The organism is Streptomyces sp. NPDC025833 (assembly GCF_055558055.1).
In genome coordinates this window covers 221950-247077 of sequence record NZ_JBVHNF010000008.1, presented here as the reverse complement: position 1 = coordinate 247077, position 25128 = coordinate 221950, and the positions used below count along the sequence as shown (strand labels likewise).

General features: G+C 71.9%; 19 protein-coding genes and 1 tRNA gene. 8 read left to right on the top strand and 12 right to left on the bottom strand.

Annotated elements, in window-relative coordinates:
* Positions 1-1281 (bottom strand): hypothetical protein, encoded by a 1281-nt coding sequence (locus ACZ4K2_RS16380; protein WP_467468425.1) that lies wholly within the window; start codon positions 1279-1281, stop codon positions 1-3.
* Between the two features lie 318 nt (positions 1282-1599).
* Positions 1600-1728 carry a DLW-39 family protein gene (locus ACZ4K2_RS16375; RefSeq protein WP_003999697.1) on the bottom strand — a complete coding sequence of 43 codons (129 nt, stop codon included), beginning with the start codon at positions 1726-1728 and terminating at the stop codon, positions 1600-1602.
* Positions 1729-2075: 347 nt separating this feature from the next.
* Between ACZ4K2_RS16375 and ACZ4K2_RS16370 the strand changes: the two genes are divergently transcribed.
* The 3 genes from ACZ4K2_RS16370 to ACZ4K2_RS16360 all read left to right on the top strand — a co-directional run bounded on the left by ACZ4K2_RS16370 (position 2076) and on the right by ACZ4K2_RS16360 (position 8287).
* Positions 2076-2417, top strand: a complete 342-nt coding sequence (locus tag ACZ4K2_RS16370) for a DUF6344 domain-containing protein (RefSeq protein ID WP_467468427.1) — start codon at positions 2076-2078, stop codon at positions 2415-2417.
* A 219-nt stretch (positions 2418-2636) separates the two neighbouring features.
* Positions 2637-3428: a glycosyltransferase family 2 protein gene (locus tag ACZ4K2_RS16365; protein ID WP_467468824.1), complete on the top strand. Its 792-nt coding sequence runs from the start codon at positions 2637-2639 to the stop codon at positions 3426-3428.
* Positions 3429-3916: 488 nt separating this feature from the next.
* Positions 3917-8287, top strand: coding sequence for an nSTAND1 domain-containing NTPase (locus tag ACZ4K2_RS16360; RefSeq protein ID WP_467468429.1), 4371 nt, complete (start codon positions 3917-3919; stop codon positions 8285-8287).
* A gap of 147 nt (positions 8288-8434) precedes the next feature.
* Here ACZ4K2_RS16360 and ACZ4K2_RS16355 read toward each other — a convergent pair whose 3' ends face one another.
* From ACZ4K2_RS16355 to dnaA, 10 genes are all read right to left on the bottom strand, one after another.
* Positions 8435-8824, bottom strand: coding sequence for a VOC family protein (locus ACZ4K2_RS16355; RefSeq protein ID WP_467468431.1), 390 nt, complete (start codon positions 8822-8824; stop codon positions 8435-8437).
* A 111-nt stretch (positions 8825-8935) separates the two neighbouring features.
* Positions 8936-9009 (bottom strand) — tRNA-Ile (locus ACZ4K2_RS16350).
* A gap of 123 nt (positions 9010-9132) precedes the next feature.
* Positions 9133-9870, bottom strand: a complete 738-nt coding sequence (locus tag ACZ4K2_RS16345) for a DUF3566 domain-containing protein (RefSeq protein ID WP_467468433.1) — start codon at positions 9868-9870, stop codon at positions 9133-9135.
* Between the two features lie 18 nt (positions 9871-9888).
* Positions 9889-12486, bottom strand: a complete 2598-nt coding sequence (gene gyrA, locus ACZ4K2_RS16340) for a DNA gyrase subunit A (protein WP_467468435.1) — start codon at positions 12484-12486, stop codon at positions 9889-9891.
* Positions 12487-12528: 42 nt separating this feature from the next.
* Complete coding sequence (gene gyrB / locus ACZ4K2_RS16335; protein ID WP_467468436.1) at positions 12529-14610, bottom strand: DNA topoisomerase (ATP-hydrolyzing) subunit B; 2082 nt, start codon at positions 14608-14610, stop codon at positions 12529-12531.
* A 373-nt stretch (positions 14611-14983) separates the two neighbouring features.
* Positions 14984-15544, bottom strand: coding sequence for a DciA family protein (locus ACZ4K2_RS16330; RefSeq protein ID WP_467468437.1), 561 nt, complete (start codon positions 15542-15544; stop codon positions 14984-14986).
* Entirely contained in the window at positions 15541-16662 is a 1122-nt protein-coding gene (recF, locus tag ACZ4K2_RS16325) for a DNA replication/repair protein RecF (RefSeq protein ID WP_467468438.1), read from the bottom strand. Before recF ends, ACZ4K2_RS16330 begins: the two co-directional genes overlap by 4 nt.
* Before the next feature lie 43 nt (positions 16663-16705).
* Entirely contained in the window at positions 16706-17581 is an 876-nt protein-coding gene (gnd, locus tag ACZ4K2_RS16320; RefSeq protein ID WP_467468439.1) for a phosphogluconate dehydrogenase (NAD(+)-dependent, decarboxylating), read from the bottom strand.
* Between the two features lie 227 nt (positions 17582-17808).
* The gene (dnaN, locus tag ACZ4K2_RS16315; RefSeq protein ID WP_467468440.1) at positions 17809-18939 is read right to left on the bottom strand and encodes a DNA polymerase III subunit beta; all 1131 of its coding nucleotides are present in this window, start codon (positions 18937-18939) and stop codon (positions 17809-17811) included.
* 1164 nt (positions 18940-20103) lie between these two features.
* On the bottom strand, positions 20104-22032 hold the full coding sequence (gene dnaA, locus ACZ4K2_RS16310) for a chromosomal replication initiator protein DnaA (protein WP_467468441.1): 1929 nt from the start codon (positions 22030-22032) through the stop codon (positions 20104-20106).
* A gap of 373 nt (positions 22033-22405) precedes the next feature.
* Here dnaA and rpmH point away from each other — a divergent pair, with 373 nt between their 5' ends.
* The 5 genes from rpmH to ACZ4K2_RS16285 are packed head-to-tail and all read left to right on the top strand — an operon-like array spanning position 22406 to position 25109.
* On the top strand, positions 22406-22543 hold the full coding sequence (gene rpmH, locus ACZ4K2_RS16305) for a 50S ribosomal protein L34 (RefSeq protein ID WP_005482975.1): 138 nt from the start codon (positions 22406-22408) through the stop codon (positions 22541-22543).
* A gap of 20 nt (positions 22544-22563) precedes the next feature.
* Entirely contained in the window at positions 22564-22935 is a 372-nt protein-coding gene (gene rnpA, locus ACZ4K2_RS16300; RefSeq protein ID WP_467468443.1) for a ribonuclease P protein component, read from the top strand.
* Positions 22932-23297 (top strand): membrane protein insertion efficiency factor YidD, encoded by a 366-nt coding sequence (gene yidD / locus ACZ4K2_RS16295; RefSeq protein ID WP_467468445.1) that lies wholly within the window; start codon positions 22932-22934, stop codon positions 23295-23297. Before rnpA ends, yidD begins: the two co-directional genes overlap by 4 nt.
* Before the next feature lie 3 nt (positions 23298-23300).
* On the top strand, positions 23301-24581 hold the full coding sequence (gene yidC, locus ACZ4K2_RS16290; RefSeq protein ID WP_467468447.1) for a membrane protein insertase YidC: 1281 nt from the start codon (positions 23301-23303) through the stop codon (positions 24579-24581).
* Positions 24582-24596: 15 nt separating this feature from the next.
* Positions 24597-25109, top strand: a complete 513-nt coding sequence (locus tag ACZ4K2_RS16285) for a Jag family protein (RefSeq protein WP_467468448.1) — start codon at positions 24597-24599, stop codon at positions 25107-25109.
* Positions 25110-25128 lie beyond the last annotated feature (19 nt).

The window sequence follows — 25128 nt, the reverse complement described above, 5'->3', positions numbered from 1 at the left end:
TCAGCGTCCCCGCGCCCGGGTGCGTGCCGACCGCCGGGCCGCCACCGTCCAGACGCCGAGGACGAGCAGCAGGGCGGTTCCGGAGCCGATGCCGCCGACGGCGACCAGCCGCATCGTCCGCGTGTCGTCGCCGTCCCCGGTGCCCACGGTGCCCCCGGTGAGCGAGGTCCCCCAGCCCTGGTCGGTGGGGGTGAAGAGGCCCCCGGGCGCGGGGCTGCCGGCGTAGCCGGGACCGGAGTGCGCCCGTCCGCCGACCCGGACCCGCAGGGTCACCTCGAACGGCCCCTGCCCGAACGTGCGGGCCAGCTGGGTGCTGAGGTGCACGACGAGGTAGTAGTCGCCGGCGAAGCGGACGGAGGTCTCCGCGGCCGGGACGGCGTACCGGTTGGCGTACTCCACCGGCGGCAGCGAGGTGAGCGCGGTGGTCCTCGCGACGCCGGTGTAGCCGAGGGAGCTGTCGTCGACGCGTCCGCGCACGGGGTTGTGCAGGGCGAGGCTCAGGGCGCCGCCGACATAGCCGCGCCCCGGGGCGCCGCCCAGCTCGGCGGAGGCGTGCAACTGCCGTCCCCAGTCCAGCGGCACCTTGTAGAACCGGGTGTCGCCGGGCGCGAGTGAGGTCCGCCAGACGCCCCGGCCGAGCGGGCGCGCCCCGGCGAAACCGGTCCCGCCCGAACGCTCCCGGGGCCGGCCGTCGAGCGGCTCCGGGCTGGCGGAGTCCCAGGCCGGCGGCGGGGTCGTGGGGCCGGTCCGGGCCGGGCGCGGTTCGGTGGCGGGCGCGATCTCCAGGTCCCACCGCTCGGCCGGGGCCGCCGTGCCGGACCCCTCGGCGTCGAGCCGTTCGACCAGCAGGTAGTAGGTGCCCGCGCCCTGGCACAGCGCCTTGCCCACCTCGCGCTGCCCCAGGGCCGTGACCGGGCGCGGACTGAGCCCGGCACCGAAGCGTGCGGAGTCGTAGGAGCAGGAGGTGCCGGCCGCGTCCCGGAGCGAGACGCGGATGCCGTCGGTGGCGGAGACGGTGGCGTCCCCGGGCGGTACGGCGGTGACGGGGACGTAGGCCGTGTCCGCGGCGGCGAGCCGGAGCCGGTAGTAGAGCCGGCCGCCGTGCGGGAGGGTGCCGCGGTAGGTGTGGCCGGCCTCCAGCGGTTCGGCGTCCGCGGTGGCCTCCGCGCCCACGACGGTGCGGGCACCGGGCGTGAAGCCGTAGGTCTCCGCCCGCGTGGCGGCGGCCGGGGCGCCGGCCGGCAGGGCCGCGGTGACGCAGAGTCCCAGCAGCGTGATCACGGCGCACCGGGTGCCGCCGGACCACCGTCCCGTCCGCGCCGTACGCCTTCGCCGCCCCCGCACGCGCCACCACCCCCAGTCGCCGGACCCGCCGTACCGGACCGCAGGACCCATCCTGCCCCGGCCGGCCCCGCACCGTCCGGGCGATGCGCACGGCCGGCCGGATCGCCCGGTACCGTCCGGCGGCGTCCACCGCACCGTCTACCGCACCCGGCGGGACCCCGCAACAGGAGGGGCGGTGCGTACGTGCGGCCCCGGAGAACGCGAAACCCCGACCGCGATGGCGGCCGGGGTCTGTTCAGATGTGGGTGTCGGGACTCACGAACCCGTGGGCACGGAGTCAGTCGCCTCCGTCCACAGGTCCTGCTCGGCGCGATCCGCCTGGATCTGGCGGTACACGAGGAGCCCGCCGATGGCGGCCAGTGCGACCAGGAGCAGCTTCTTCACCGCGCGACCTCGTCTTTCCTTGACGTAGGGGACCTCTGGCGCCCGACTATACACACCGACCGATACCGATCGGTGACCTGCGTCGGGGCCCAACTTCCGCCCCCGGCAGCGCTCCAGGCCAGGTCGGAGGACGGTCGGACCGGAGGGTGACGGTGCCCGCACGGACGGTTACTTTGCTCCCCCTTCGCTCATGTCGGCGTGATTTGCGGCTTTTGTGGGCCCTTGCGGCCATACGAGTGGTGTTCATCGGAACATCGCCGCGCCACGGGCGGAGGTCCACCACTTCGCGATCCACATACACATCATGAGCAAAGTACGCAAATCGCCCAACCCGAAAGTGAGGGGCCATGACCCAGAACAAGGTCATGAAGCTGTGGACCGCCATCGTCACCGCCTTCCTCGCGCTGTGCACGGCGCTCGGACTCACCGCCGCCGGCACCGCCACCGCCGCCGCGGCCGGACCCCGGACCGAGAGCCCCGAGACCGGCACGGCGCTGCGCACCACCCCGACGATCCCGGCGCAGTACCACTGGACCTGGTCCCACACCAGGGCCCTGCCCCCCACGATGAAGCAGCGGATCAGGGCCGAGGCCCACGGAAAGTCCCCGAGCTGCCGGCACCGGCCCCTGAAGGAGACGCAGGCGGAGGCCCAGGCCCCCGGCGCCACCTCGCCGGAGCTCGACTGCTGATCCTCAGCCCCCACGCAGTACCGCAACGTCTCGACACCAAGGCGACTTGCGTACGCACCAGTCGAAACGGAAAGACCCCCGGCCGGGATCGGCCGGGGGTCTCGCGCTTTTCCGGGGGTCCCCGGGGGACTCGCGCCTTTCCGCGGATCGCCGTGCGCCATGCTGGCGGCGACGGACGCGAAAGCACGTCCCGCCCACGGAAAGGTGGTGAGCGCAGCCGTGAACCGGCGCGTCACCGTTGTCACCGCTGTCCACGGCCCGTCCGCCCGGTTCCTGCCGGACGCCCACGCGTCCCTGTGCGCGCAGCGGCTGCCCGCCGGGTGGGAGTGGGAGTGGGTCGTCCAGCAGGACGGCACGACGGACGACGTCCGCCCGTACGTTCCGGCGGACTCGCGCGTGACGTTCCGCCAGGGCCGGGCGGGCGGCCCCGGCGTGGCCCGGACGATCGCGCTGGCACGCGCCAAGGGGACGTACGTCAAGGTCCTGGACGCCGACGACCGGCTCACCCCGGGCGCGCTCGCCCGCGACCTGGCCGTGCTGGAGGCGGACCCCACCATCGGGTGGACGACGTGCCGCGTCCTGGACCTGCTGCCCGACGGCTCCACGGCCGGCTTCCCCGGCGACCCCGGTGACGGCCCCATCGAGCGCGGCACGGTCCTCGACCGCTGGCGGCGCGACGGCTTCCGCGCACCGGTCCACCCGGCGAGCCTGTGCGTACGGCGCGAGCTGCTGGTCGCCCTGGGCGGCTGGATGGCGCTGCCGGCCTCCGAGGACACCGGTCTGCTGCTGGCGCTGGACGCGGTGAGCCGCGGCTGGTTCTCGGCCGAGGCCGGTCTGCTGTACCGCAAGTGGGAGGGCCAGGTCACGGGCCAGGCCGCGCACGTCGACCCCGCCGAGCTGGACGCCCGCCGGTCGGTCACGGAGGCCCGGGCCCGCGCGCTCGCCGGTTTCGGGTGGGCCTGCCCGCCCGTCCCACCGGCCCCCGCGCCCGCCGACTCCCCCGGCCGGTGAGCTCGTCGAGCCGGTCGGTCAGGGTGCGGACGCCGTGGCGGACGGAGTGTCGAAGAGGCTCCAGGCGCCGTCCTCGGGGTTCGGCCGTCGTCCTCGGGGTCCGGGCGTCCGGCCGGGCGGTGTATCCCGACCGTCCGGCACCGGTCCCTCCCCTCGTGGGGACCGGTGCCGGACGGTGCGAGGCCGTGGACCCGCACCGTGTCGGCGGTGCGGCGCGGGTCAGAGGACGGGGCCGGATCTCCCCCGGGGCGCGGGCTCATCCGCCGGGTGCGGCACGAATTGACGGAATCTGGCCGAGATCGTGCGGTTCCATGGACTGCCTCTCCGGGCACTGAGCCGGTGGCCTGTCCGGACGGTGTGTGACGAGTCCGCTACCGGGTTCGAATCCTGCCATCTGTGACCCCCGGCGAGGAGGTTCCGGTCTCCGGTCGACCCCTTCTTCGCAGGTCAGACGTATAGGGTGAGTTTTCCGGTCCGGACGTCCGCGCATGGGGGGAGTAAGGGGTGGAACCTTGAGTTCCGACTCAGGGGCGCGTACAGCCTTCGCCGAGCGGCTCGCGCTGCTGTACAAGGAGGCCGGAAATCCTCCCCTCAAGAGCGTCGCCGAGGGGATCGTACGGCTGCAGCGCGTCGACGAGCGCGGCCGGCCGGTACGGGTGTCCGCCCAGCGGATCAGCGACTGGCGCCGGGCCAGGAACGTGCCCGCCCAGTTCGCCGCCCTCGCCGCGGTGCTGCACATCCTGATCCCGGAGGCCCGGCGGCTGCGCCCGGTGCCCGTCTCCGCCGGCCTGTACGACCTCGCCCACTGGCAGCGGCTGTGGGAGCTGGCCCTGACCGGTCCGGTCGGCGACCGGACCGCGCCGCCCGAGGAGGAGAACCGCCGGCCGCCCGCACAGGCCCCGCCCGTCACCGGGGGCGTGTGCCCGTACCGTGGGCTCGCGCCGTACCGGCGGGAGGACGCCCGCTGGTTCTTCGGCCGGGAGCGGAGCACGGACACCCTCGTCGCCCAGCTCCGCGCGGCCGAGCGGTCGGGCGGCCTGATCATGCTGGTCGGAGCCTCGGGGGCCGGGAAGTCGTCCCTGCTCAACGCCGGTCTGGTCCCGGCGATCCGGGGCGGCGCCCTGCGGCCCGGGACCGGCGCCGGGCGGAACGGCCGGAAGGCACCGCCCGCCGACGCGGACCCTCGCCACCGGCCCCGGCCGGACACGGCGGCCCGGATCCGCCAGGAGCGGGAGCGGGAGCAGCGGCCGCGGCAGGAGCGGGACGGCACCGTCGGAGCGGACCGGTCGCCGCGGGCGCTCGCTCCCGGTCAGGCGCTCCTGGCCGACCAGCCCCACCCGTCACATCCGTCACACGCGTCCCCCGCGTCGCTTGCGCCGTTCCCGGCCCAGACCGGTACACCGCGCCGGACCACGGATCCCGCGCATACCGCCGCCGGCCCCCCGCGCACTGCCGAGCCCCCCGGCCCCGTCCTCCAACTCGTCCCCGGCGCCTACCCGCTGGGCGAGCTGATCCGTCAGATCCCGGGACTCGCCGTCGTCGCGGGCGAGGCCCTGCGGGCCGAGCGGGAGGCCTCGCGGAACCCGGCCCTGCCCGGCTGCGACGACCCGCGGATCACCGGCGCCGTACGCGAGGCGGTCACGGCCTGGGCCGTCGGCGCGGACGCCCCCGACCGGCCGGTCGTCATCGTGGACCAGTTCGAGGAGGCGTTCACCCTCTGCTCCGACGAGGCCGAGCGGCGCACCTTCATCCACTTCCTGCACGCCGCCTGCACCCCGCCCCCCGGCTCCGGCGGGCCCGCGCCCGTCCGGATCGTCCTCGGCATCCGCGCCGACTTCTACGAGCAGTGCCTCGGCTACCCGGAGCTGTCCGACGCGCTCCAGCACCGCCACATGGTGCTCGGCCCGCTCACCAGCACCGAGCTGCGCGACGCGGTGACCGGCCCGGCCAAGGCCGTGGGCCTGGAGCTGGAACCGGGACTCGCCGAGCTGATCGTGCGCGAGGTCAGCGCGGACGGCCCGCGCGGCGCGCACGACGCGGGCGTGCTCCCCCTGCTCTCGCACGCCCTGCTCGCCACCTGGCAGCGCCGCAAGGCCGGACGGCTGACGCTGGCCGGCTACCGCGCGGCGGGCGGCATCCAGGGCGCCGTCGCGGCCACCGCCGAGCGCGCCTGGTCCGGCCTGGACCCCGCGGCCCGCGCCGCCGCCCGGCTGCTCCTGCTGCGGCTGGTCCGGCTGGGCGAGGACACCCAGGCCACGCGGCGCCGCGGCACCCGGCGGCAACTGGCGGCGGAGGCCGCGGACCCCGGCAAGACCGAGGAGTCGCTGGAGGTGCTGGTCCGGGCGCGGCTGGTGACCCTGGACGCCGACACCGTGGAGATCACCCACGAGGCGCTGCTGCACGCCTGGCCCCGGCTGCGGCACTGGATCGACGAGGGCCGGGGCGACCATCTGCTGCGCCAGCGGCTGGAGGAGGACGGCCGTTCCTGGGAGGACTCGGACCGGGACAGCTCGCTGCTGTACCGCGGGTCCCGGCTGGAGCAGGCCCGCACCTGGGCCCGGTCGGCCGGCGACACCTACCTCACCCGCGGCGCGGTGGAGTTCCTGGCCGCCTCGGTACGGCTGCGCAAGCGCTCGGTGTGGCTGAGCCGGGCCGCGGTGGCGGCGCTGGTGGTGCTGGCCGTCCTCGCCGCAGGCACCGCCGTGATGGCCTTCAAGCAGCGCGACGACGCCGTGTTCGAGCAGGTGCTCGCCGAGGCCGACCGGGTCCAGCACACGGACCCGTCGCTGGCCGCCCAGCTCGACCTGGTCGCGCACCGGCTGCGCCCCGGGGACGAGGACACGTACAGCCGCCTGATCTCGATCGTGAACGCGCCGCTGGCCACCTCGCTGCCCGGCCACCGGGGCGCCGTCTACCTCACCTCGTTCAGCCCGGACGGCCGGACGCTGGCCACGGCCGGCTACGACCGCACGGTCCGGCTGTGGCGCGTGACCGCCCCGAACCGCGCGGCCCCGCTCGGCCGGCCCCTCACCGGCCACACCAGCTGGGTGAGCAGCGCCGTCTTCAGCCCCGACGGGCGCACCCTGGCCACGGCCGGCGACGACGGCACGGTCCGGCTGTGGGACGTCACCGACCCCGCGCACCCGGTGCCGCTCGGCCCGCCCCTCGCCTCCCGGCAGGGCACGATCTACCTGGTCGCGTTCGGCCCGGACGGGCGCACCCTGGCCACGGCCGGCGAGGACCGCACCGTACGGCTGTGGGACGTGGCCGACCCGCGCCGGCCCGCCCCGCTGGCCACCCTGCGCGGCCACGGCGCCGCGGTGCGCTGCGTGGCGTTCAGCCCGGACGGGCGGACGCTCGCGACGGGCGGCGACGACAACAGGATCCGGCTGTGGGACGTGTCCGCGCCGCGCCGGCCGGAGCCGGTGCGGACGCTGCGCGGGCACACGGACCTGGTGCACTCGGTCGCCTTCGGCCCCGACGGGCGGACGCTGGCCAGCGGCAGCGCGGACGACACCATCCGGCTGTGGGACGTGCGCGCCCCCCGCCGCGCGGCACCGATCGGCGCCCCGCTGACCGGGCACACCGGACCGATCTGGTCGGTGGCGTTCAGTCCCGACGGGGGCCGGCTGGCCGCCGCGAGCGCGGACAGCACGGCGAGCCTGTGGAACATCAGCGACCCCGCCTCCCCGTCCCGGGTCGGCGAGCCGCTCGCCGGCAGCAGCGGCGAGATGTACGCCCTCGGGTTCAGCCCGGACGGCCGGACCCTCGCCACCGGTGCCGGGGACGGCAAGGTGCGGCTGTGGTCGGTGCCGACCTCCGACATGATCGGCCGCAGCGGTGCCTTCCGCCCGGACGGACGGGTCATGGCCACCGCGGCCCGGGACGGCAGGCTGCGGCTGTGGAACGTGACGCGGCCCGGCCGGCCCGTCCCGCTCGGCAGACCGTTCATGCGCGACGACGGTGACCAGCGCTCCCTGGCGTTCTCCCCCGACGGACGCGTCCTCGCCGTGCTCACCGGTGTCCGGACGGTGCGTCTGTGGAACGTCTCCGACCCGGCCCGGCCCGTGGCCGCCGGCCCGCCGCTGATCCTGCGGACCCGCTTCATGGGCGCCGACGCGCTCGCCTTCAGCCCGGACGGGCGCACCCTCGCCACCGCGTACGACGACCGCACCGTCCGGCTCTGGGACGTCACCGACCCGGGGCACGCCGTACCGCTCGGCAAGGAGATCACCGGCCACCGGGGCTACATCAACGCCCTCGTGTTCAGCGCGGACGGCCGCACCCTGGCCAGCGGCAGCGCGGACAGCACGATCCGGCTGTGGAACGTCACCGACCGGACGCACGCCGTACCGCTCGGCAAGCCCCTCGCCGGGCACGACGGCCCCGTCAACGCGCTCGCCCTCAGCCCGGACGGGCGCACGCTGGCCAGCGGCGGCGACGACGACACCGTCCGGCTGTGGAACGTCGCCGACCCCGCCTCGGCCCGCGCGCCGGGCCGCCCGCTCACCGGGCACACCGAGGCGGTCACGTCCCTGACGTTCAGCGCCGACGGCCTGACCCTGGCCAGCGGCGGCAACGACAACACCGTCCGGTTGTGGGACGTCACCGACCCCGCCTCGGCGACCGCGATCGGCCAGTCGATGAGCCCCAACGCCAAGACGGGCAACTTCCTCGCCTTCAGCCCCGCCGGCCACGTCCTCGGCGTCTCCAGCGGCGCCGACACGGTCCGCCTGTGGAGCCTGGACGCCGGCGCGGCGATCCGCCACATCTGCTCGGTCACCCGGGGCGTCCTGACCCCCGCGCGGTGGGACGAGTACCTGCCGCGCCTGTCCTACGACCCCCCGTGCGGTCGATGATCGGCCAACGTGCCTGATTGGCGCCGGACTTGGCCCCACGCGACCGGCAACCTTGTTACCCTTGGCCATGGCCCGACCGCTGGTGCATCCCCCGTCGCCAGCGGTCGGGTCTTCTCGTTGCCGAGGGGTGCTCCCCGGCGGCGCGGGTCAGCCCAGGTAGTGCGTGCGTCCCTCGTCGTCGAGCTCGAAGGGGCCGTCGGGGATGATGCAGAACTCGTTGCCCTCGGGGTCGGCCATCACCAGGAACCCGCCGTCCGCGTACTCCTCCAGCCTGCGCCCGCCGAGCGCCTCGACCCGCCGCTGCTCGGCGGCCGGGTCCGGCGAGGTGATGTCGAAGTGCACGCGGTTCTTGCCCGACTTCGGCTCGGCGGTCCGCTGGAAGCCCACGCCCAGACCGTTCTCCCGCCGCAGCCACACGTACGGCCCGGTGCGGCCCACGACCGGCCGGCCCAGCAACGCGGACCAGAACGCGGCGAGCCGCTCCGGGTCGACGGCATCGACGATGAGGGCGTTGACGGCCATGGACGAGTCGGTCATGTCACGGTCCTCCCAAGGACGTACGGATCTCCCACTTCCCACAGCCCCTACCCACACCCTGGGGAATGACGAAGACCCCCAGCCGATACCGACTGGGGGTCTTCTCACATGTGGGGCTAACAGGATTTGAACCTGTGGCCTCATCCTTATCAGGGATGCGCTCTAACCAACTGAGCTATAGCCCCGCCGCGCTCTGCGGTGTGTGTCCCGCGCGCTGACTCCTGAAGATTAGCGCACGACCGCGCCAGTCCCAAAATCGGTTGGCGGGGACCCTCAGGTCAGGGAAACGCCGCCGGTCGCGAGGGCCGTCACTCGTCCTCGGCCAGGGTCAGCTCGATGCCGCCCACGAAGCCCGCGGAGAGGTTGTAGATGAACGCGCCGAGCGTCGCGAGCGCCGTGGCCAGGACGACGTCGATGACCGCGATGATCGTCGTGAAAGTCAGGACGTGGGGGAGGGACAGGAACGCCTGGAGGTCGAAGCCGTTCGCCTCGTTCGAGCCGGTCGCCTCCGAGATCGTGCCGCCGACCGTCGAGAACACGCCCATCGCGTCCATGACCATCCACAGCACCGCCGAGGCGACGATCGTGCAGATGCCGAGGGCGATGGAGAGCAGGAAGCTGACCTTCATCACCGACCACGGGTCGGCCTTGGCCACCCGCAGCCGCGCCTTGCGGGTCCGGGGCGCCGTCCGCACTCCGGTGCGCGGCTTGCGGACCGCCCCGGCGGGCGCCTGGGCCGCGTAGGCCTGCGGCGGGTGGTACGGCCCGCCGGGCTGCTCCCGGCTCCGCTCGCCGGGAAGCGGCGACGCCGACCGCGCCTCACCGGCCGGGATCTGGCCTCGGGTGTCCGTCACGGTTCCCCCCTGGGATGCATGCTGGGATTCCTGCGTGCCGGAAGGGTCCGTCACGGAAGCCTTCACCGGCTTCAGGTTGGTCGTGTGCGGGTCGTTCGCACGCGCCGTGCGCGCGGCGGAGCCACGGCCGCCGCCGTCCGTGTCCGTACCCGTGGAGGTACCGGCCGATCCGGCGCCCGTGGCTCCGCTCACGATGACTCTCTCCTCGTGCTACTCGGCCGAGGGAGCCTCACCCTCGTCCGTGCCGGCGGCCGCGGCACCCTCGGCGGTCTCGTCCACGGCCACGTCACCGTCGACTTCCTCCGCCTCGCGTCCGGCCTCGGCGTTACGTGCGATACCGACCACGGCATCGCGCTTGCCCAGGTTGATCAGTTGGACGCCCATGGTGTCACGGCCCGTCTCCCTGACCCCGCTGACTCGCGTACGAATCACACCGCCGGAGAGGGTGATCGCGAGGATTTCGTCGTTCTCCTCGACGATCAGCGCGCCGACGAGCGAACCGCGGTCCTCCACGATCTTGGCGGCCTTGATGCCGAGGCCGCCGCGGCCCTGGACGCGGTACTCGTCGACGGCGGTCCGCTTCGCGTACCCACCGTCGGTTGCAGTGAACACGAACGTACCGGGTCGCACCACATTCATCGAGAGAAGCTCGTCGCCCTCGCGGAAACTCATCCCCTTGACGCCCGAGGTGGCGCGGCCCATGGGGCGGAGGGTCTCGTCCGACGCGGTGAACCGGATCGACTGCGCCTTCCTGCTGATCAGCAGCAGGTCGTCGTCGGCCGAGACCAGCTCGGCACCGATCAGCTCGTCGTCCGAGCCGTCCTCGCGCTCGCGCAGGTTGATCGCGATGACACCGCCGGAGCGGGGCGAATCGTAATCCTTCAGTGGCGTCTTCTTGACCAGACCGGACTTGGTGGCCAGCACCAGGTAGGGCGTCGCCTCGTAGTCGCGGATCGCGAGGATCTCGGCGATCGCCTCGTCCGGCTGGAAGGCCAGCAGGTTCGCCACGTGCTGTCCGCGCGCGTCCCGGCCCGCCTCGGGCAGCTCGTACGCCTTCGCCCGGTAGACCCTGCCCTTGTTCGTGAAGAACAGCAGCCAGTGGTGCGTGGTGGAGACGAAGAAGTGGTCGACGATGTCGTCTTCCTTCAGCTTCGTGCCGCGCACGCCCTTGCCGCCGCGCTTCTGCGCCCGGTAGTCGTCCGTCTTCGTCCGCTTGACGTAGCCGCCGCGCGAGACGGTGACGACGATGTCCTCCTCGGCGATCAGGTCCTCGATGGACATGTCGCCCTCGTAGGGGATCAGCTTGGTCTTGCGGTCGTCGCCGAACTTCTCGACGATCGCCGCCAGCTCCTCGCTGACGATCCCGCGCTGGCGGACCGGCGAGGCGAGGATCCGGTTGTACTCGTTGATCTTCGCCTGGAGCTCGTCGTGCTCCTGGACGATCTTCTGCCGCTCCAGGGCCGCCAGCCGGCGGAGCTGCATCTCCAGGATCGCGTTGGCCTGGATCTCGTCGATCTCCAGCAGGCCCATCAGGCCCGTGCGCGCGACGTCGACGGTCTCGCTGCGGCGGATCAGCGCGATGACGTCGTCGATCGCGTCCAGCGCCTTCAGCAGGCCGCGCAGGATGTGGGCGCGCTCCTCCGCCTTGCGCAGGCGGAACCGGGTCCGGCGGACGATGACCTCGATCTGGTGCGTCACCCAGTGCCGGATGAACGCGTCCAGGGACAGCGTGCGCGGCACGCCGTCGACCAGCGCCAGCATGTTGGCGCCGAAGTTCGTCTGGAGGTCGGTGTGCTTGTACAGGTTGTTCAGCACGACCTTGGCGACGGCGTCCCGCTTGAGGACGATCACCAGGCGCTGGCCGGTGCGGGAGGACGTCTCGTCGCGGACGTCCGCGATACCGCCGACCTTGCCGTCCTTCACCAGGTCGGCGATCTTCTGCGCCAGGTTGTCGGGGTTCACCTGGTACGGCAGCTCGGTGACCACCAGGCACTGCCGGCCCTGGATCTCCTCGACCTCGACCACCGCGCGCATCGTGATGGAGCCGCGGCCCGTGCGGTACGCCTCCTCGATGCCCTTGCGGCCGACGACGAGCGCGCCGGTCGGGAAGTCGGGGCCCTTGATGCGCTCCATGAGCGCGTCCAGCAGCTCCTCGTGCGAGACCTCGGGGTTCTCCAGGTACCACTGGGCGCCCGCCGCGACCTCGCGCAGGTTGTGCGGCGGGATGTTGGTGGCCATGCCGACCGCGATGCCGGCCGAGCCGTTGATCAGCAGGTTCGGGAAGCGGGCCGGCAGGACGGTCGGCTCCTGGGAGCGGCCGTCGTAGTTGTCCGTGAAGTCGACGGTCTCCTCGTCGATGTCCCGGACCATCTCCATCGACAGCGGCGCCATCTTGCACTCGGTGTAGCGCATCGCCGCCGCCGGGTCGTTGCCCGGGGAGCCGAAGTTGCCGTTGGAGTCCACCAGCGGCATCCGCATCGACCACGGCTGCGCGAGGCGCACCAGCGCGTCGTAGATCGAGGAGTCGCCGTGCGGGTGGTAGTTGCCCATGACGTCGCCGACGACACGGGCGCACTTGTAGAAACCGCGCTCGGGGCGGTAGCCGCCGTCGTACATCGCGTACAGCACGCGGCGGTGGACGGGCTTGAGGCCGTCCCGGACGTCGGGCAGCGCCCGGGACACGATGACGGACATCGCGTAGTCGAGGTAGGAGCGCTGCATCTCCGTCTCGAGCCCGACGGGCTCGACGCGCATCACGAGCTCGCCGCCCTCGGTCTCAGTGGTTTCCGGAGTGTTCTCGTCGGCCATTGCTGGTGAAGATCCTTCCTGGTGCGGTCAGCGGGGACCGACTCAGATGTCGAGGAAGCGGACGTCCTTGGCGTTGCGCTGGATGAACGCGCGGCGGGCCTCGACGTCCTCGCCCATGAGGACCGAGAACAGGTCGTCGGCCTGGGCGGCGTCGTCCAGGGTGACCTGGCCGAGGACCCGGTGCTCCTGGTCCATCGTGGTCACGCGCAGCTCCTCGGCGTTCATCTCGCCGAGGCCCTTGAAGCGCTGGATCGAGTCCTCGCGCACGCGCTTGCCGCGCTGGCGGCCCATCTCGATGAGGGCGTCGCGCTCGCGGTCGGAGTAGGCGTACTCCACGTCGTCCCGGCCCCACTTGATCTTGTACAGCGGGGGACGGGACAGGTACACGTGCCCGGCCTCGACCAGCGGCCGCATGAAGCGGAACAGGAAGGTCAGCAGCAGGGTGCTGATGTGCTGGCCGTCGACGTCGGCGTCCGCCATCAGGATGATCTTGTGGTACCGGAGCTTCTCGATGTCGAAGTCCTCGTGCACACCCGTGCCGAAGGCCGAGATCAGCGCCTGGATCTCCTGGTTCTGCAGGATCTTGTCGATCCGTGCCTTCTCCACGTTCAGGATCTTGCCGCGGATCGGCAGGATGGCCTGGTACTGCGGGTTGCGGCCGGACTTGGCCGAGCCGCCGGCGGAGTCACCCTCGACGATGAAGATCTCGCACTTGGTGGGGTCGTTCGACTGGCAGTCGGACAGCTTGCCCGGCAGGGACGCCGACTCCAGCAGGCCCTTGCGGCGGGTCAGGTCGCGGGCCTTGCGGGCCGCCACGCGCGCGGTGGCCGCCTGGATGCCCTTGCGGATGATGTCCGCGGCCTCGACCGGGTTGCGGTCCAGCCAGTCGTTGAGGTGCTCGTAGACCGCCCGCTGCACGAAGGTCTTGGCCTCCGTGTTGCCCAGCTTGGTCTTCGTCTGGCCCTCGAACTGCGGCTCGCTCAGCTTGACCGAGATGATCGCGGTCAGGCCCTCGCGGATGTCGTCGCCGGTGAGGTTGTCGTCCTTCTCGCGCAGCAGCTTCTTGTCGCGCGCGTACTTGTTGATCAGGCTGGTGAGGGCCGCGCGGAAGCCCTCCTCGTGCGTGCCGCCCTCGTGCGTGTGGATGATGTTCGCGAAGGAGTACACGCCCTCGCTGTAACCGCTGTTCCACTGCATGGCGACCTCGAGGGACAGGCTCTTGTCCCTGTCCTCGGCCTCCAGGTCGATGATCGTCGGGTGCACCGCCTCGCCCTTGCGGGAGTTGAGGTACTTCACGAAGTCGACGATGCCGCCCTCGTAGTGGTACGTGACGGCCTTGACCTCGGCCTTCTCGTCGGCGCCCGCCTCGTCCGCGCCGGCCACCGCCTTGGCCGACTCGCGCTCGTCGGTGAGCTTGATCGTCAGGCCCCTGTTGAGGAACGCCATCTCCTGGAAGCGCCGGGACAGCGTCTCGAAGGAGTACTCGGTGGTCTCGAAGATCTCCGGGTCGGCCCAGAAGGTGACCGCCGTGCCGGTCTCCTCGGTCGCCTCGTGCTGGGACAGCGGGGCCGTCGGGACGCCCATCTTGTAGTCCTGCGTCCAGCGGTGGCCGTCGGTCCGGACCTCGACGGACACCTTGGACGACAGGGCGTTCACCACGGAGACGCCGACACCGTGCAGACCGCCGGAGACGGCGTACCCGCCGCCGCCGAACTTGCCGCCCGCGTGCAGCACGGTCAGCACGACCTCGAGGGCCGGCTTGCCCTCGGAGGGCACGATGCCCACCGGGATGCCGCGGCCGTTGTCGACGACGCGCACGCCGCCGTCGGCGAGGATCGTCACGTCGATGGTGTCCGCGTGGCCCGCCAGCGCCTCGTCGACCGAGTTGTCGACGACCTCGTACACCAGGTGGTGCAGACCGCGCTCGCCCGTGGAGCCGATGTACATGCCGGGCCGCTTGCGGACCGCGTCCAGCCCTTCGAGCACGGTGATGGCGCTGGCGTCGTAGGAGGCGGAGGCCGCGGCGGACCCGGTGGCCTCGCCGTGTACGCCGGCGTCGGTGGACGGGATGTTCTCGTTGGGGTTGCCGGAATCGGCCACGAAGCGCCCTTTCTGGCACAGCACGAGCCGGGCTCGTCGGCAGGTTGCCGGAGCGGCTGCGGCATGTTGCGTTGGTAAGCCTTGATCAGCGTTGCTCAGCTTTTCCCGGGCGGTCCCCACATTGGGGCGGGATTGGCTTCCAGTCTACCGGTAGCACTGACATCGATGGGGGTTTGCGGGCACCTGAGCCCGCATGTGCCGCCCTCAACCGGTCTCGGCCGGGTCCCGATATAGGGATGGGGGCTCCAAGCGGCTCACAGCGGCACTCAGAGCTTTGAGCCGTCAACCCGTGGCTACCGGCGGGTCAGAAGGGGATCCGGGCCCGTCGGGACGGCGGTCCACACCCGTGTGGACAGGCACGACGGACCGCCGCGGCAACTTCCCGACGTGAGGTACGTCACCCGTACGTATCGCCGGGTCCGGTGCTCCCCGGGGCCCGCAGCGGGCCGTAGCGGCGGGGCCGGCCACCCGGGTTGAGCACCTTGATCAGCCGCACGCTGCCCTGCCCGAGGTCCGCGTTCAGCCGGGCCACCAGCGTCGGGGCGAGCACGCGCAGCTGGGTCGCCCAGGCCGTCGAGTCGCACTGGACGGTCAGCACCCGCTCGTCCTCGTCGTACCGCTGCGGCACGCAGTGCTTGGCCAGGTCCTCGCCGACGATCTCCGGCCAGCGGCCCATCACCCCGCCCACCGCCGCGGGCGTCTCCCAGCCGCGCTCGGTGATCAGCCGGTTGATCGCCGCGCCCAGCGCCAGCGGGTCGCGTCCGTCGGCGCGCGCCCCGGAGCGCAGCCCGCCGCCCCGCCGCGCCTGCTTCCGCTGCCGCGCCGCGTCCCCGCGCGCGCGTGCCTGCTCCCGTGCGGCGCGCAGCGCCACGCGCGCGAGGTCGACCCCGGAGGGCTCGCCCCGGGCGTCCGGTGCGGGGTCCCGCCGGCCGCGGCCGGCCGGTTCCTCGGTGCTCACGCGCGTTCCACCGTCCCGCCGGCCACCGCGTACCGGGCGCCGGCCAGCACAGGGGGTACGTCGTCGTCCACGGCGGCGGTGACCAGCACCTGCTCGCCGGGCGCGACCAGTTCCGCGAGCCGTTCCCGGCGGCGGGCGTCCAGCTCGGCGAAGACGTCGTCCAGGACCAGCACCGGCTCGTTGCCCTCGGCGCGCAGCAGGTCGTACGAGGCCAGCCGCAGCGCGAGGGCGTAGGACCAGGACTCGCCGTGGGACGCGTACCCCTTGGCGGGCAGCGGGCCGAGCCGGAGCAGCAGGTCGTCGCGGTGCGGGCCCACCAGGGTCACGCCCCGCTCGATCTCCTGCTTGCGCACCTCCGCCAGCGCGGCCATGAGCTGCGCGTACAGGTCCTCGCGGGTGTGCGCCCCGCCGGGCGCGGACGGCTTGTACTCGAGCGTGACCGGTCCGCCGCCGGGGGCGAGCTGCTCGTACGCCTTGTCGGCCAGCGGCTGCAGCGCGGCGACGAGGTCGGTCCGCTGCGCGAGCAGCTCGGCGCCCGCGCGCGCGAGGTGCTGGTCCCACACGTCGAGCGTGGACAGGTCCATGGACCGGCCGCCGTGCCGGCGCGCGAGCGCGGCCGACTTCAGCAGGGTGTTGCGCTGCTTGAGCACCCGCTCGTAGTCGGAGCGCACGCCCGCCATCCGCGGGGCGCGCGCGGTGATCAGCTCGTCCAGGAACCGCCGCCGCTCCCCCGGGTCCCCCTTGACCAGCGCGAGGTCCTCGGGCGCGAACAACACGGTCCGGACGATCCCCAGCACGTCCCGCGGCCGCACCTGCGAGGAGCGGTTGACGCGGGCGCGGTTGGCCCGGCCCGGGTTCAGCTCCAGCTCGATCAGCTGCTGCCGCTCGCCCTGGCGGACCTGCGCCCGGACCACGGCGCGCTCGGCGCCCATGCGGACCAGGGGGGCGTCGGAGGAGACCCGGTGGCTGCCGAGCGTCGCCAGGTACCCGACGGCCTCCACCAGGTTGGTCTTGCCCTGCCCGTTGGGGCCGACGAAGGCGGTGACGCCCGGGTCGAGCGGAACCTCGGCCCGGGCGTACGAGCGGAAGTCGGCCAGCGAAAGATGCGTGACGTGCATGTCGTCCCGCCGACCTCCCTGCTTCTCCGGCCTGCTGAGCGGCCTACTTCTTCTCTACGGCGTGACCGCCGAACTGGTTGCGCAGCGCGGCGATCATCTTCATCTGCGGCGAGTCGTCCTGCCGGGAGGCGAACCGCGCGAACAGCGACGCGGTGATCGCCGGCAGCGGCACCGCGTTGTCGATGGCGGCCTCCACGGTCCAGCGTCCCTCACCGGAGTCCTGTGCGTAGCCGCGCAGGTCCGCCAGGTGCTCGTCCTCGTCGAGGGCGTTGACCGCGAGGTCCAGCAGCCAGGACCGGATGACGGTGCCCTCCTGCCAGGAGCGGAAGACCTCGCGGACGTTCTCCACGGAGTCGACCTTCTCCAGCAGCTCCCAGCCCTCGGCGTAGGCCTGCATCATGGCGTACTCGATGCCGTTGTGGACCATCTTGGCGAAGTGGCCCGCGCCGACCTTGCCCGCGTGCACCGAGCCGAAGTCGCCCTCCGGCTTCAGCGCGTCGAAGACCGGCTGCACCTTGGCGACGTGTTCGGCGTCGCCGCCGTACATCAGCGCGTACCCGTTCTCCAGGCCCCAGACGCCGCCGGAGACACCGCAGTCGACGAAGCCTATGCCCTTTGCGGCCAGCTCGCCCGCGTGCTTCTCGTCGTCCGTCCAGCGGGAGTTGCCGCCGTCCACGACCACGTCGCCGGGCTCCAGCAGCTCGGCGAGCCGGTCGACGGTCGACTGGGTGGCCTCACCGGCCGGCACCATCACCCAGACCACCCGCGGGCCCTCCAGCCTGCCCACGAGTTCTTCCAGGCTGTGGACATCGGCGAGGTCCGCGTTGCGGTCGTACCCGATGACGGTGTGGCCCGCGCGGCGGATCCGCTCGCGCATGTTGCCGCCCATCTTGCCGAGGCCGACGAGACCGAGCTCCATCAGTTGTGTCCTTAGGTCGCTGTGTGGCGTGTCAGGCACCTGCGTGCCGAGCCGAGCCTAAACCCGGCCGCCGCTGCACAGCTGTGGGCCTACGCGCTCATGCGATAGCCCTCTGACCTGCGGTTTCTGAAGGTGTCGCCACGAGTGTGGACAACTCTCGCCGCGCGTCGGGTACCCACGGGTGGGCACCCGACGCTGCGCACGGTTGTGGACGGCTGTGGACGGCGTCAGCCGCTGAGTCGCACCGGCATGATCAGGTACTTGTAGGCGTCGTCGGACTCGGCGTCCAGCGCCGGCCGGCCGCTGAGCAGCGCCGGCTTGGTGGACGTGGTGAACGACAGCTGCGCCACCGGCGAGTCGATCGCGCTCAGACCGTCGAGCAGGAACGTCGGGTTGAAGGCGATCGAGATGTCGTCGCCCTCCAACTGCGCGTCGACCCTTTCCACAGCCTGTGCGTCGTCGCTGGAACCGGCCTCCAGGATCAGCACGCCCTGCTCGAAGCTCAGCCGCACCGGGGTGTTCCGCTCGGCGACCAGGGCGACGCGCTTGACCGCCTCCACGAAGGGCGCGGTCTCGATCACGGCGACGGAGTTGAACTCGGTCGGGAACAGGGTCCGGTACTTCGGCAGGTCGCCTTCGAGCAGGCGTGTGGTGGTGCGCCGCCCGGCCCCCTCGAAGCCGATCAGGCCCTCACCGGCACCGGCACCGGCCAGCGCGAGCGTGACGCTGTCGCCCGCTCCCAGCGACTTGGCGGTGTCCAGCAGCGTCTTGGCCGGGACCAGGGCGACGGCGGAGGCCTCGGGGTTCTCCGGCTTCCACAGGAACTCGCGGACCGCGAAGCGGTAGCGGTCGGTGGAGGCCAGGGTGACCGTGTCGCCCTCGATCTCGATGCGCACACCGGTGAGCACCGGGAGCGTGTCGTCACGGCCGGCGGCGATGGCCACCTGGGAGACGGCGGCCGCGAAGACCTCGCCGGGGACGGTGCCGGTCGCGTTCGGCATCTGCGGCAGGGCCGGGTACTCCTCCACGGGCAGGGTGTGGAGGGTGAACCGCGAGGAGCCGCAGACCACGGTCGCCCGTACACCGTCTGTGGAAATCTCCACCGGCCGGTTGGGGAGGGCGCGGGAGATGTCGGCGAGCAGCCGGCCGGAGACGAGGACGGTGCCCTCCTCCTCGACCTCCGCGTCGACGTTCACGCGTGCGGAGACCTCGTAGTCGAAGCTCGACAGGCTCAGCTGGCCGTCCTCGGCCTTCAGCAGCAGGCCGGCGAGGACAGGCGCCGGCGGACGGGCCGGGAGGCTGCGTGCAGCCCACGCCACTGCCTCCGCGAGTACGTCGCGTTCCACCCGGATCTTCACCGTAAGCCGCCTCCTGCTGTTGCCACTGAGTCCTCCGACTCGGTGTCACCGCCCACCGCGGAGGGCAGGACACCGGGGACCAGTCTGACGCACCCCACTGACAGTAGGTGCCCGTCGGGGTCAAGTCGGTCCGGGGGGCAGCCGGCCGCGAGACGGCGAGTTGTGCACAGACCCCGCTTCGAAACGATTGCCGAGCTCTCTCTAGTCGGGAGTAGTAGTAGGGCCTGTGGATACCGTGGATAACCACGTTTGCCCAGCTCAGCGCATGTTTTTTATCCACCGGCCCTGTGGGTGGAGGCGGTGGACAACCGGGGACTTCTGTGGAGAACAAAAAGTTCTGCACACACCGCCCACAGGAACCGGGCAGTTCTCCCCAGCTGTGTCCCCAGGAATACCCCGGTTTCCCACACCCCAACCCGGCAGCTTCCTGTGACGCCTTTCACTCGACGCGGTGACCGGGGGCGTCGTGTTGCCGAACAGTGGACAGCCATGTGGAGAAGCGCCGGTTCACTGGGGACAACCGCCCCCAGCCTGTGGGTCACCGGTGGACAACTTTGTCCACAGGCTGGGGAGCCCTGAGTTTTCCACAGCCTGTGGAGATCCTTCGTCCACGAATCCACACCCCTCTGAGCTGGGCGGAAGCCAGGACGCCAGCTTCCCTGTGGACGGAGCTCGGGACAACTCCGCGGTCCCCAGGATGTGGACGGCAAAAAGTCACCGAATCTGTGGAGGGTGGCCGTAACCCGGCAGGTATTCGAACACCGGCGGGCCGGCGAGGAACGTCCACAGGGCTGTGCACGGCGCAGGGGAGAGCGGGAAGCGGGGTCGGACGGCCCTGGAACGTCGTCCCGGGCGGCCGCGGGCTGCTTCGGGCGGCCTCGATCGGCCTTGGGCGGCGCCGGGCGGACCGTCGGCGGTGCGTCGTACGTCGTGATGCCGGGCGGGTGGCCCGACGGCGTGCGGCGCCTGCGGCCGGGCGGCTTCGGGGCGCTCAGCGCGGGTGTGGGCTCAGGGCGGGTGGGCGCTCAGGGCCGGTGTGGGCGAGGGGGAGGGGCGCGGCGGGCCGGTCGGCCCCCGGCGGTCCCGTGGAGATCGTGCCGGTACGCCTGAGGGCGCCCCGGAACACGCTCCGGGGCGCCCTCAGGCGCCGGCCCACGGCCTCCGTCAGCCGTTCTTGATGCGGTTGGTCAGCTCGGTGACCTGGTTGTAGATCGAGCGGCGCTCCGCCATGAGCGCGCGGATCTTGCGGTCGGCGTGCATGACGGTCGTGTGGTCGCGGCCGCCGAACTGCGCGCCGATCTTCGGCAGCGACAGGTCGGTCAGCTCGCGGCACAGGTACATGGCGATCTGCCGGGCGGTGACGAGCGCCCGCCCGCGCGAGGTGCCGCACAGGTCCTCCACCGTCAGCCCGAAGTAGTCCGCGGTGGCCCCCATGATCGCCGTGGCCGTGATCTCCGGTGCGCTGTCCTCGCCGCCGGGGATCAGGTCCTTCAGCACGATCTCCGTCAGTCCCAGGTCCACCGGCTGCCGGTTGAGCGAGGCGAACGCCGTGACCCGGATCAGCGCGCCCTCCAGCTCACGGATGTTCCGCGAGATCCGGGAGGCGATGAACTCCAGCACCTCCGGCGGGGCGTTGAGCTGCTCCTGCACCGCCTTCTTCCGGAGGATCGCGATGCGCGTCTCCAGCTCGGGCGGCTGGACGTCGGTGATCAGTCCCCACTCGAAGCGGTTGCGCAGCCGGTCCTCCAGCGTGACCAGCTGCTTGGGCGGCCGGTCGGAGGACAGCACGATCTGCTTGTTGGCGTTGTGGAGCGTGTTGAAGGTGTGGAAGAACTCCTCCTGCGTCGACTCCTTGTCCGCGAGGAACTGGATGTCGTCGACGAGCAGGATGTCCATCTCGCGGTAGCGCTTGCGGAAGCTGTCGCCCTTGCCGTCGCGGATGGAGTTGATGAACTCGTTTGTGAACTCCTCCGAGCTCACGTACCGCACGCGTGTGCCCGGGTAGAGGCTGCGCGCGTAGTGCCCGATCGCGTGCAGCAGGTGCGTCTTGCCGAGCCCGGACTCCCCGTAGATGAACAGGGGGTTGTACGCCTTCGCCGGCGCCTCGGCGACCGCGACCGCCGCCGCGTGGGCGAACCGGTTGGAGGCGCCGATGACGAACGTGTCGAACAGGTACTTGGGGTTGAGCCGCGCCGTCGGCTCGCCGGGGCCGCTCGCCGGGGCCGGCTGCGCGGCCAGCGGACCGGGCGCCCCCGTCGCGCCCCCGTCCGGCCGTCCCGGGCCACCGCGGCGCGCCGGCGCGTCGGGCAGCTCACGGCGGCGGACCGGGTCGCGCTGGTCGTACTCGGTCCGCGGGGAGTCGTAGTCGGGGCGGTGCGCCTCGTACTCGGCGCGCGGGGAGTCGTAGTCACCGCGCTGCTGCTCGTACGGCGGCCGGTCGCCGCCCTGCGGACGGTAGTCCTGGGCCGGTGAGCCGTACGCGCCCGCGCCGCGGCCGTAGTCGTCCTGGGACGACGGGGAGGCGTACGGGTCCCGCTCGGGGAAGCCCAGCCGGGGCTGCTGCCAGCCGTACTCGTCCTGCCCGCGGCGCGGCCAGGCGCCCGGCTCGGGCCGCTGGTACTCGGCGGGGTAGGCCGGCCGGACCGTGGGGAGCTGGTCCGAACGGGAGGGCGGGAGCTGCTCCGGGCGCGGCTCGGCGCCCGTGTGCTGGTCGCCGCCGCGGTGGCGGCCGTAGCCCTCGTACGGCCCGGAGGGGAGCTCCGCTTCCTCGTACCGCGGCTTCGGCGCGGGCGGCGCCGCGGGGGCCGGCGGCTCGCCCGCCGACTCGTCCACGGTGATCGCGATCCGGATGGGCCGCCCGCACTCGCGGCTCAGGGTCTCGCTGACGATCGGTGCGAGCCGGCCCTCCAGTACGCCCTTCGCGAATTCGTTCGGCACGGCCAGGAGCGCGGTGTCCGCGACCAGCGCGAGCGGCTGGCAGCGCCGGATCCAGCGCTCGTCCTTCGTCTCCACGCCCTGCCCACGGCCCTCGCCGAGTAGCTGCTCCAGTACTCGCGGCCACACTGCGGCAAGATCGGCAGGTACGTCAGCCACAGGGCACGCTCTCTCACAGGTCCCACGAACGTGTGGTTCAGGGACGGGTCGGGATGAAAATCAGGTCGGGCGGGGATAAAGGAACGAATCGGAGTCCAGCCACGGTAGTCAGCGCGGCCGGTAGGGTTCAAGTTGTTGTCCCCAGCCTGTGGACAGTGTCCCCCGGCTGTCCCCGGTTTGACCGGATGGCTCAGCCGCACGTACCGTAACCAGGTCGAGTTGTCGATGGCTGCTGCCGCCTGCCTCCGATGGGCACAGATCGCGTCAGGTGATCGGGAAGCGGTGCACTCGGGCGTGACGCGAGCTACTCGTGGGCGCACGGTGACAGCCAGGACGGCACCCCGCCACTACTGATTCTTTCTGGAGCCCCCGAGTGAGCAAGCGCACCTTCCAGCCGAACAACCGTCGTCGCGCGAAGACCCACGGCTTCCGCCTGCGGATGCGCACCCGTGCCGGCCGCGCGATTCTCGCGAACCGTCGCAGCAAGGGTCGCGCCAGCCTGTCCGCCTGATCTGATCAGGTCATGACGTCGTGCTGCCTACCGAGCATCGGCTGAGGCGGCGCGAGGACTTCGCGACCGCGGTACGACGGGGTCGCCGGGCAGGCCGCCCGACCCTCGTCGTCCACCTTCGAAGCGGTGCCACGGACCCGCACGCGCCTGGGGAGAGCGCTCCCCCGACGCGTGCGGGTTTCGTCGTGAGCAAGGCCGTGGGTGGTGCGGTCGTGCGCAACCAAGTGAAGCGCAGACTGCGCCATCTGATGCGTGACCGAGTCGCCCTGTTCGCCCCCGGTAGCCTGGTAGTCGTACGAGCGCTGCCCGGAGCGGGCGACGCAGACCACGCACAGCTGGCCCGAGACCTGGACGCCGCCCTGGAGCGGCTGCTGGGAGGGGGCGCGCGATGAAGTACCCACTGCTGGTCCTGATCAAGCTGTACCAGTGGACGATCAGTCCACTGCTCGGGCCGGTGTGCAAGTACTACCCGTCGTGCTCCCACTACGGCTACACGGCCATCGACCGGCACGGTGCGATCAAAGGGACGGCACTCACCGCCTGGCGCATCCTCCGGTGCAATCCGTGGTCGCTCGGCGGTGTGGACCACGTCCCCCCGCGCAAGCGCCCGCGGTGGCACGAAATGCTGCGCAACGCCTGGAGCGCACGCAAGGGCGGGCCCTCCGCCGCCGAACCGGCCACCGAAGCGAAGCCTGCTTCCGAGCTTCCTTCGAGCCCGGCCGCAGAGACCTCGTCCCATGCCCAAGGAGCATGATTAGTGGACACGATTGCCAGCCTCTTCAGTTTCATCACCTGGCCCGTCTCCTGGGTCATCGTCCAGTTCCACAAGGTGTACGGGGCGATCTTCGGACCTGACACCGGGTGGGCCTGGGGCCTGTCCATCGTGTCCCTGGTGATCCTGATCCGCATCTGCCTGATCCCGCTCTTCGTGAAGCAGATCAAGGCGACCCGGGCCATGCAGACGCTCCAGCCCGAGATGAAGAAGATCCAGGAGCGCTACAAGAACGACAAGCAGCGTCAGTCCGAAGAGATGATGAAGCTGTACAAGGAGTCGGGCACCAACCCGCTCTCCTCGTGCCTTCCCATCCTGGCGCAGTCCCCGTTCTTCTTCGCCCTGTACCACGTGCTCAACGGCATCGCGTCGGGCCACACCATCGGCGTCATCAACGAGCCGCTGCTGGCCAGCGCGCGCAAGGCGCACGTCTTCGGCGCACCGCTCGCGGCGAAGTTCAAGGACGGCGCGGACACGATCCACGCGCTGAACGCCTCGGTGACCGACGTCCGCGTCGTGACCGTGATCATGATCGTCCTCATGTCGGCGTCGCAGTTCTACACGCAGCGCCAGCTGATGACGAAGAACGTCGACACCACGGTGAAGACGCCGTTCATGCAGCAGCAGAAGATGCTGATGTACGTCTTCCCCGTCATGTTCGCCGTCTTCGGCATCAACTTCCCGGTCGGTGTCCTCGTCTACTGGCTGACCACCAACGTGTGGACCATGGGCCAGCAGATGTACGTCATCCACAACAACCCGACGCCGGGTTCCAAGGCCCAGGCCGCCTACCTGGAGCGCCTGACCAAGCACGTCACGAGCCACGGCAAGGTCCGCCGCCGCAGCGAGAAGACCATCGTCAAGGCGATCGTCACCAAGGGCCGCGACCGCAACGAGTTCGAGCGCAAGTTCATCAACTCGCTGAACAAGGCCGGTCTCGCCGCCCAGGCCGACGGCACCGTGACGAAGAGCGCGGCCCAGGCCGCGGCGCAGACCGAGGACGGAGTGGTGACCGACACCACCACGGCCGCGGCCACCGCCCCCCGGCGCCAGCAGCCCAAGCGGCAGAGCAAGTCCCAGCGCCAGTCCGGCGGTCCCAGGCAGGCGGACGACTCCCTGTCGCTGGAGAAGTCCGACGAGCCCGAGGACACCGCGCCCGCGGCTGCGAAGCAGCCCCAGAAGCCCAGCTCCGGCACCCGCAGCAAGGCCCAGTCCGGCCAGCGCAAGGGTGGCCCGCAGCGGCCCAAGTCCCCGTCCAAGAAGTAAGAAGGAGCCCATCCCGTGACGGAAGGCACCACCTCCGCCGCCGCCGAGGGTGCAGACACCCTCACCCGCCTCGAGCAGGAGGGCGAGATCGCGGCGGACTACCTGGAGGGTCTGCTGGACATCGCCGACCTCGACGGCGACATCGACATGGACGTCGAGGCCGACCGCGCCTCCGTGTCGATCATCAGTGACGCCGGCAGCCGCGACCTGCAGAAGCTGGTCGGCCGGGACGGCGAGGTGCTGGAGGCGCTCCAGGAGCTGACGCGCCTGGCGGTGCACCGGGAGACCGGCGACCGCAGCCGGCTGATGCTGGACATCGCGGGCTACCGGGCCCAGAAGCGGTCCGAGCTCTCCGAGCTGGGCGCCAAGGCGGCCGCCGAGGCGAAGAGCACCGGTGAGCCGGTCAAGCTCGAGCCGATGACCCCGTTCGAGCGCAAGGTCGTGCACGACGCGGTCAAGACCGCCGGGCTGCGCAGCGAGTCCGAGGGCGAGGAGCCGCAGCGGTTCGTCGTCGTGCTGCCCGCCTGATCGGCCCCACGTTCCACCG

Bases quoted from the DNA above. Each gene is read 5' to 3' on its own strand.
- ACZ4K2_RS16370 (WP_467468427.1), top strand. From the start codon at position 2,076: ATGACCCAGAACAAGGTCATGAAGCTGTGGACCGCCATCGTCACCGCC.
- ACZ4K2_RS16360 (WP_467468429.1), top strand. From the start codon at position 3,917: ATGGGGGGAGTAAGGGGTGGAACCTTGAGTTCCGACTCAGGGGCGCGT.
- ACZ4K2_RS16355 (WP_467468431.1), bottom strand. From the start codon at position 8,824: ATGACCGACTCGTCCATGGCCGTCAACGCCCTCATCGTCGATGCCGTC.
- gyrA (WP_467468435.1), bottom strand. From the start codon at position 12,486: ATGGCCGACGAGAACACTCCGGAAACCACTGAGACCGAGGGCGGCGAG.
- recF (WP_467468438.1), bottom strand. From the start codon at position 16,662: ATGCACGTCACGCATCTTTCGCTGGCCGACTTCCGCTCGTACGCCCGG.
- gnd (WP_467468439.1), bottom strand. From the start codon at position 17,581: ATGGAGCTCGGTCTCGTCGGCCTCGGCAAGATGGGCGGCAACATGCGC.
- yidD (WP_467468445.1), top strand. From the start codon at position 22,932: ATGAAGTACCCACTGCTGGTCCTGATCAAGCTGTACCAGTGGACGATC.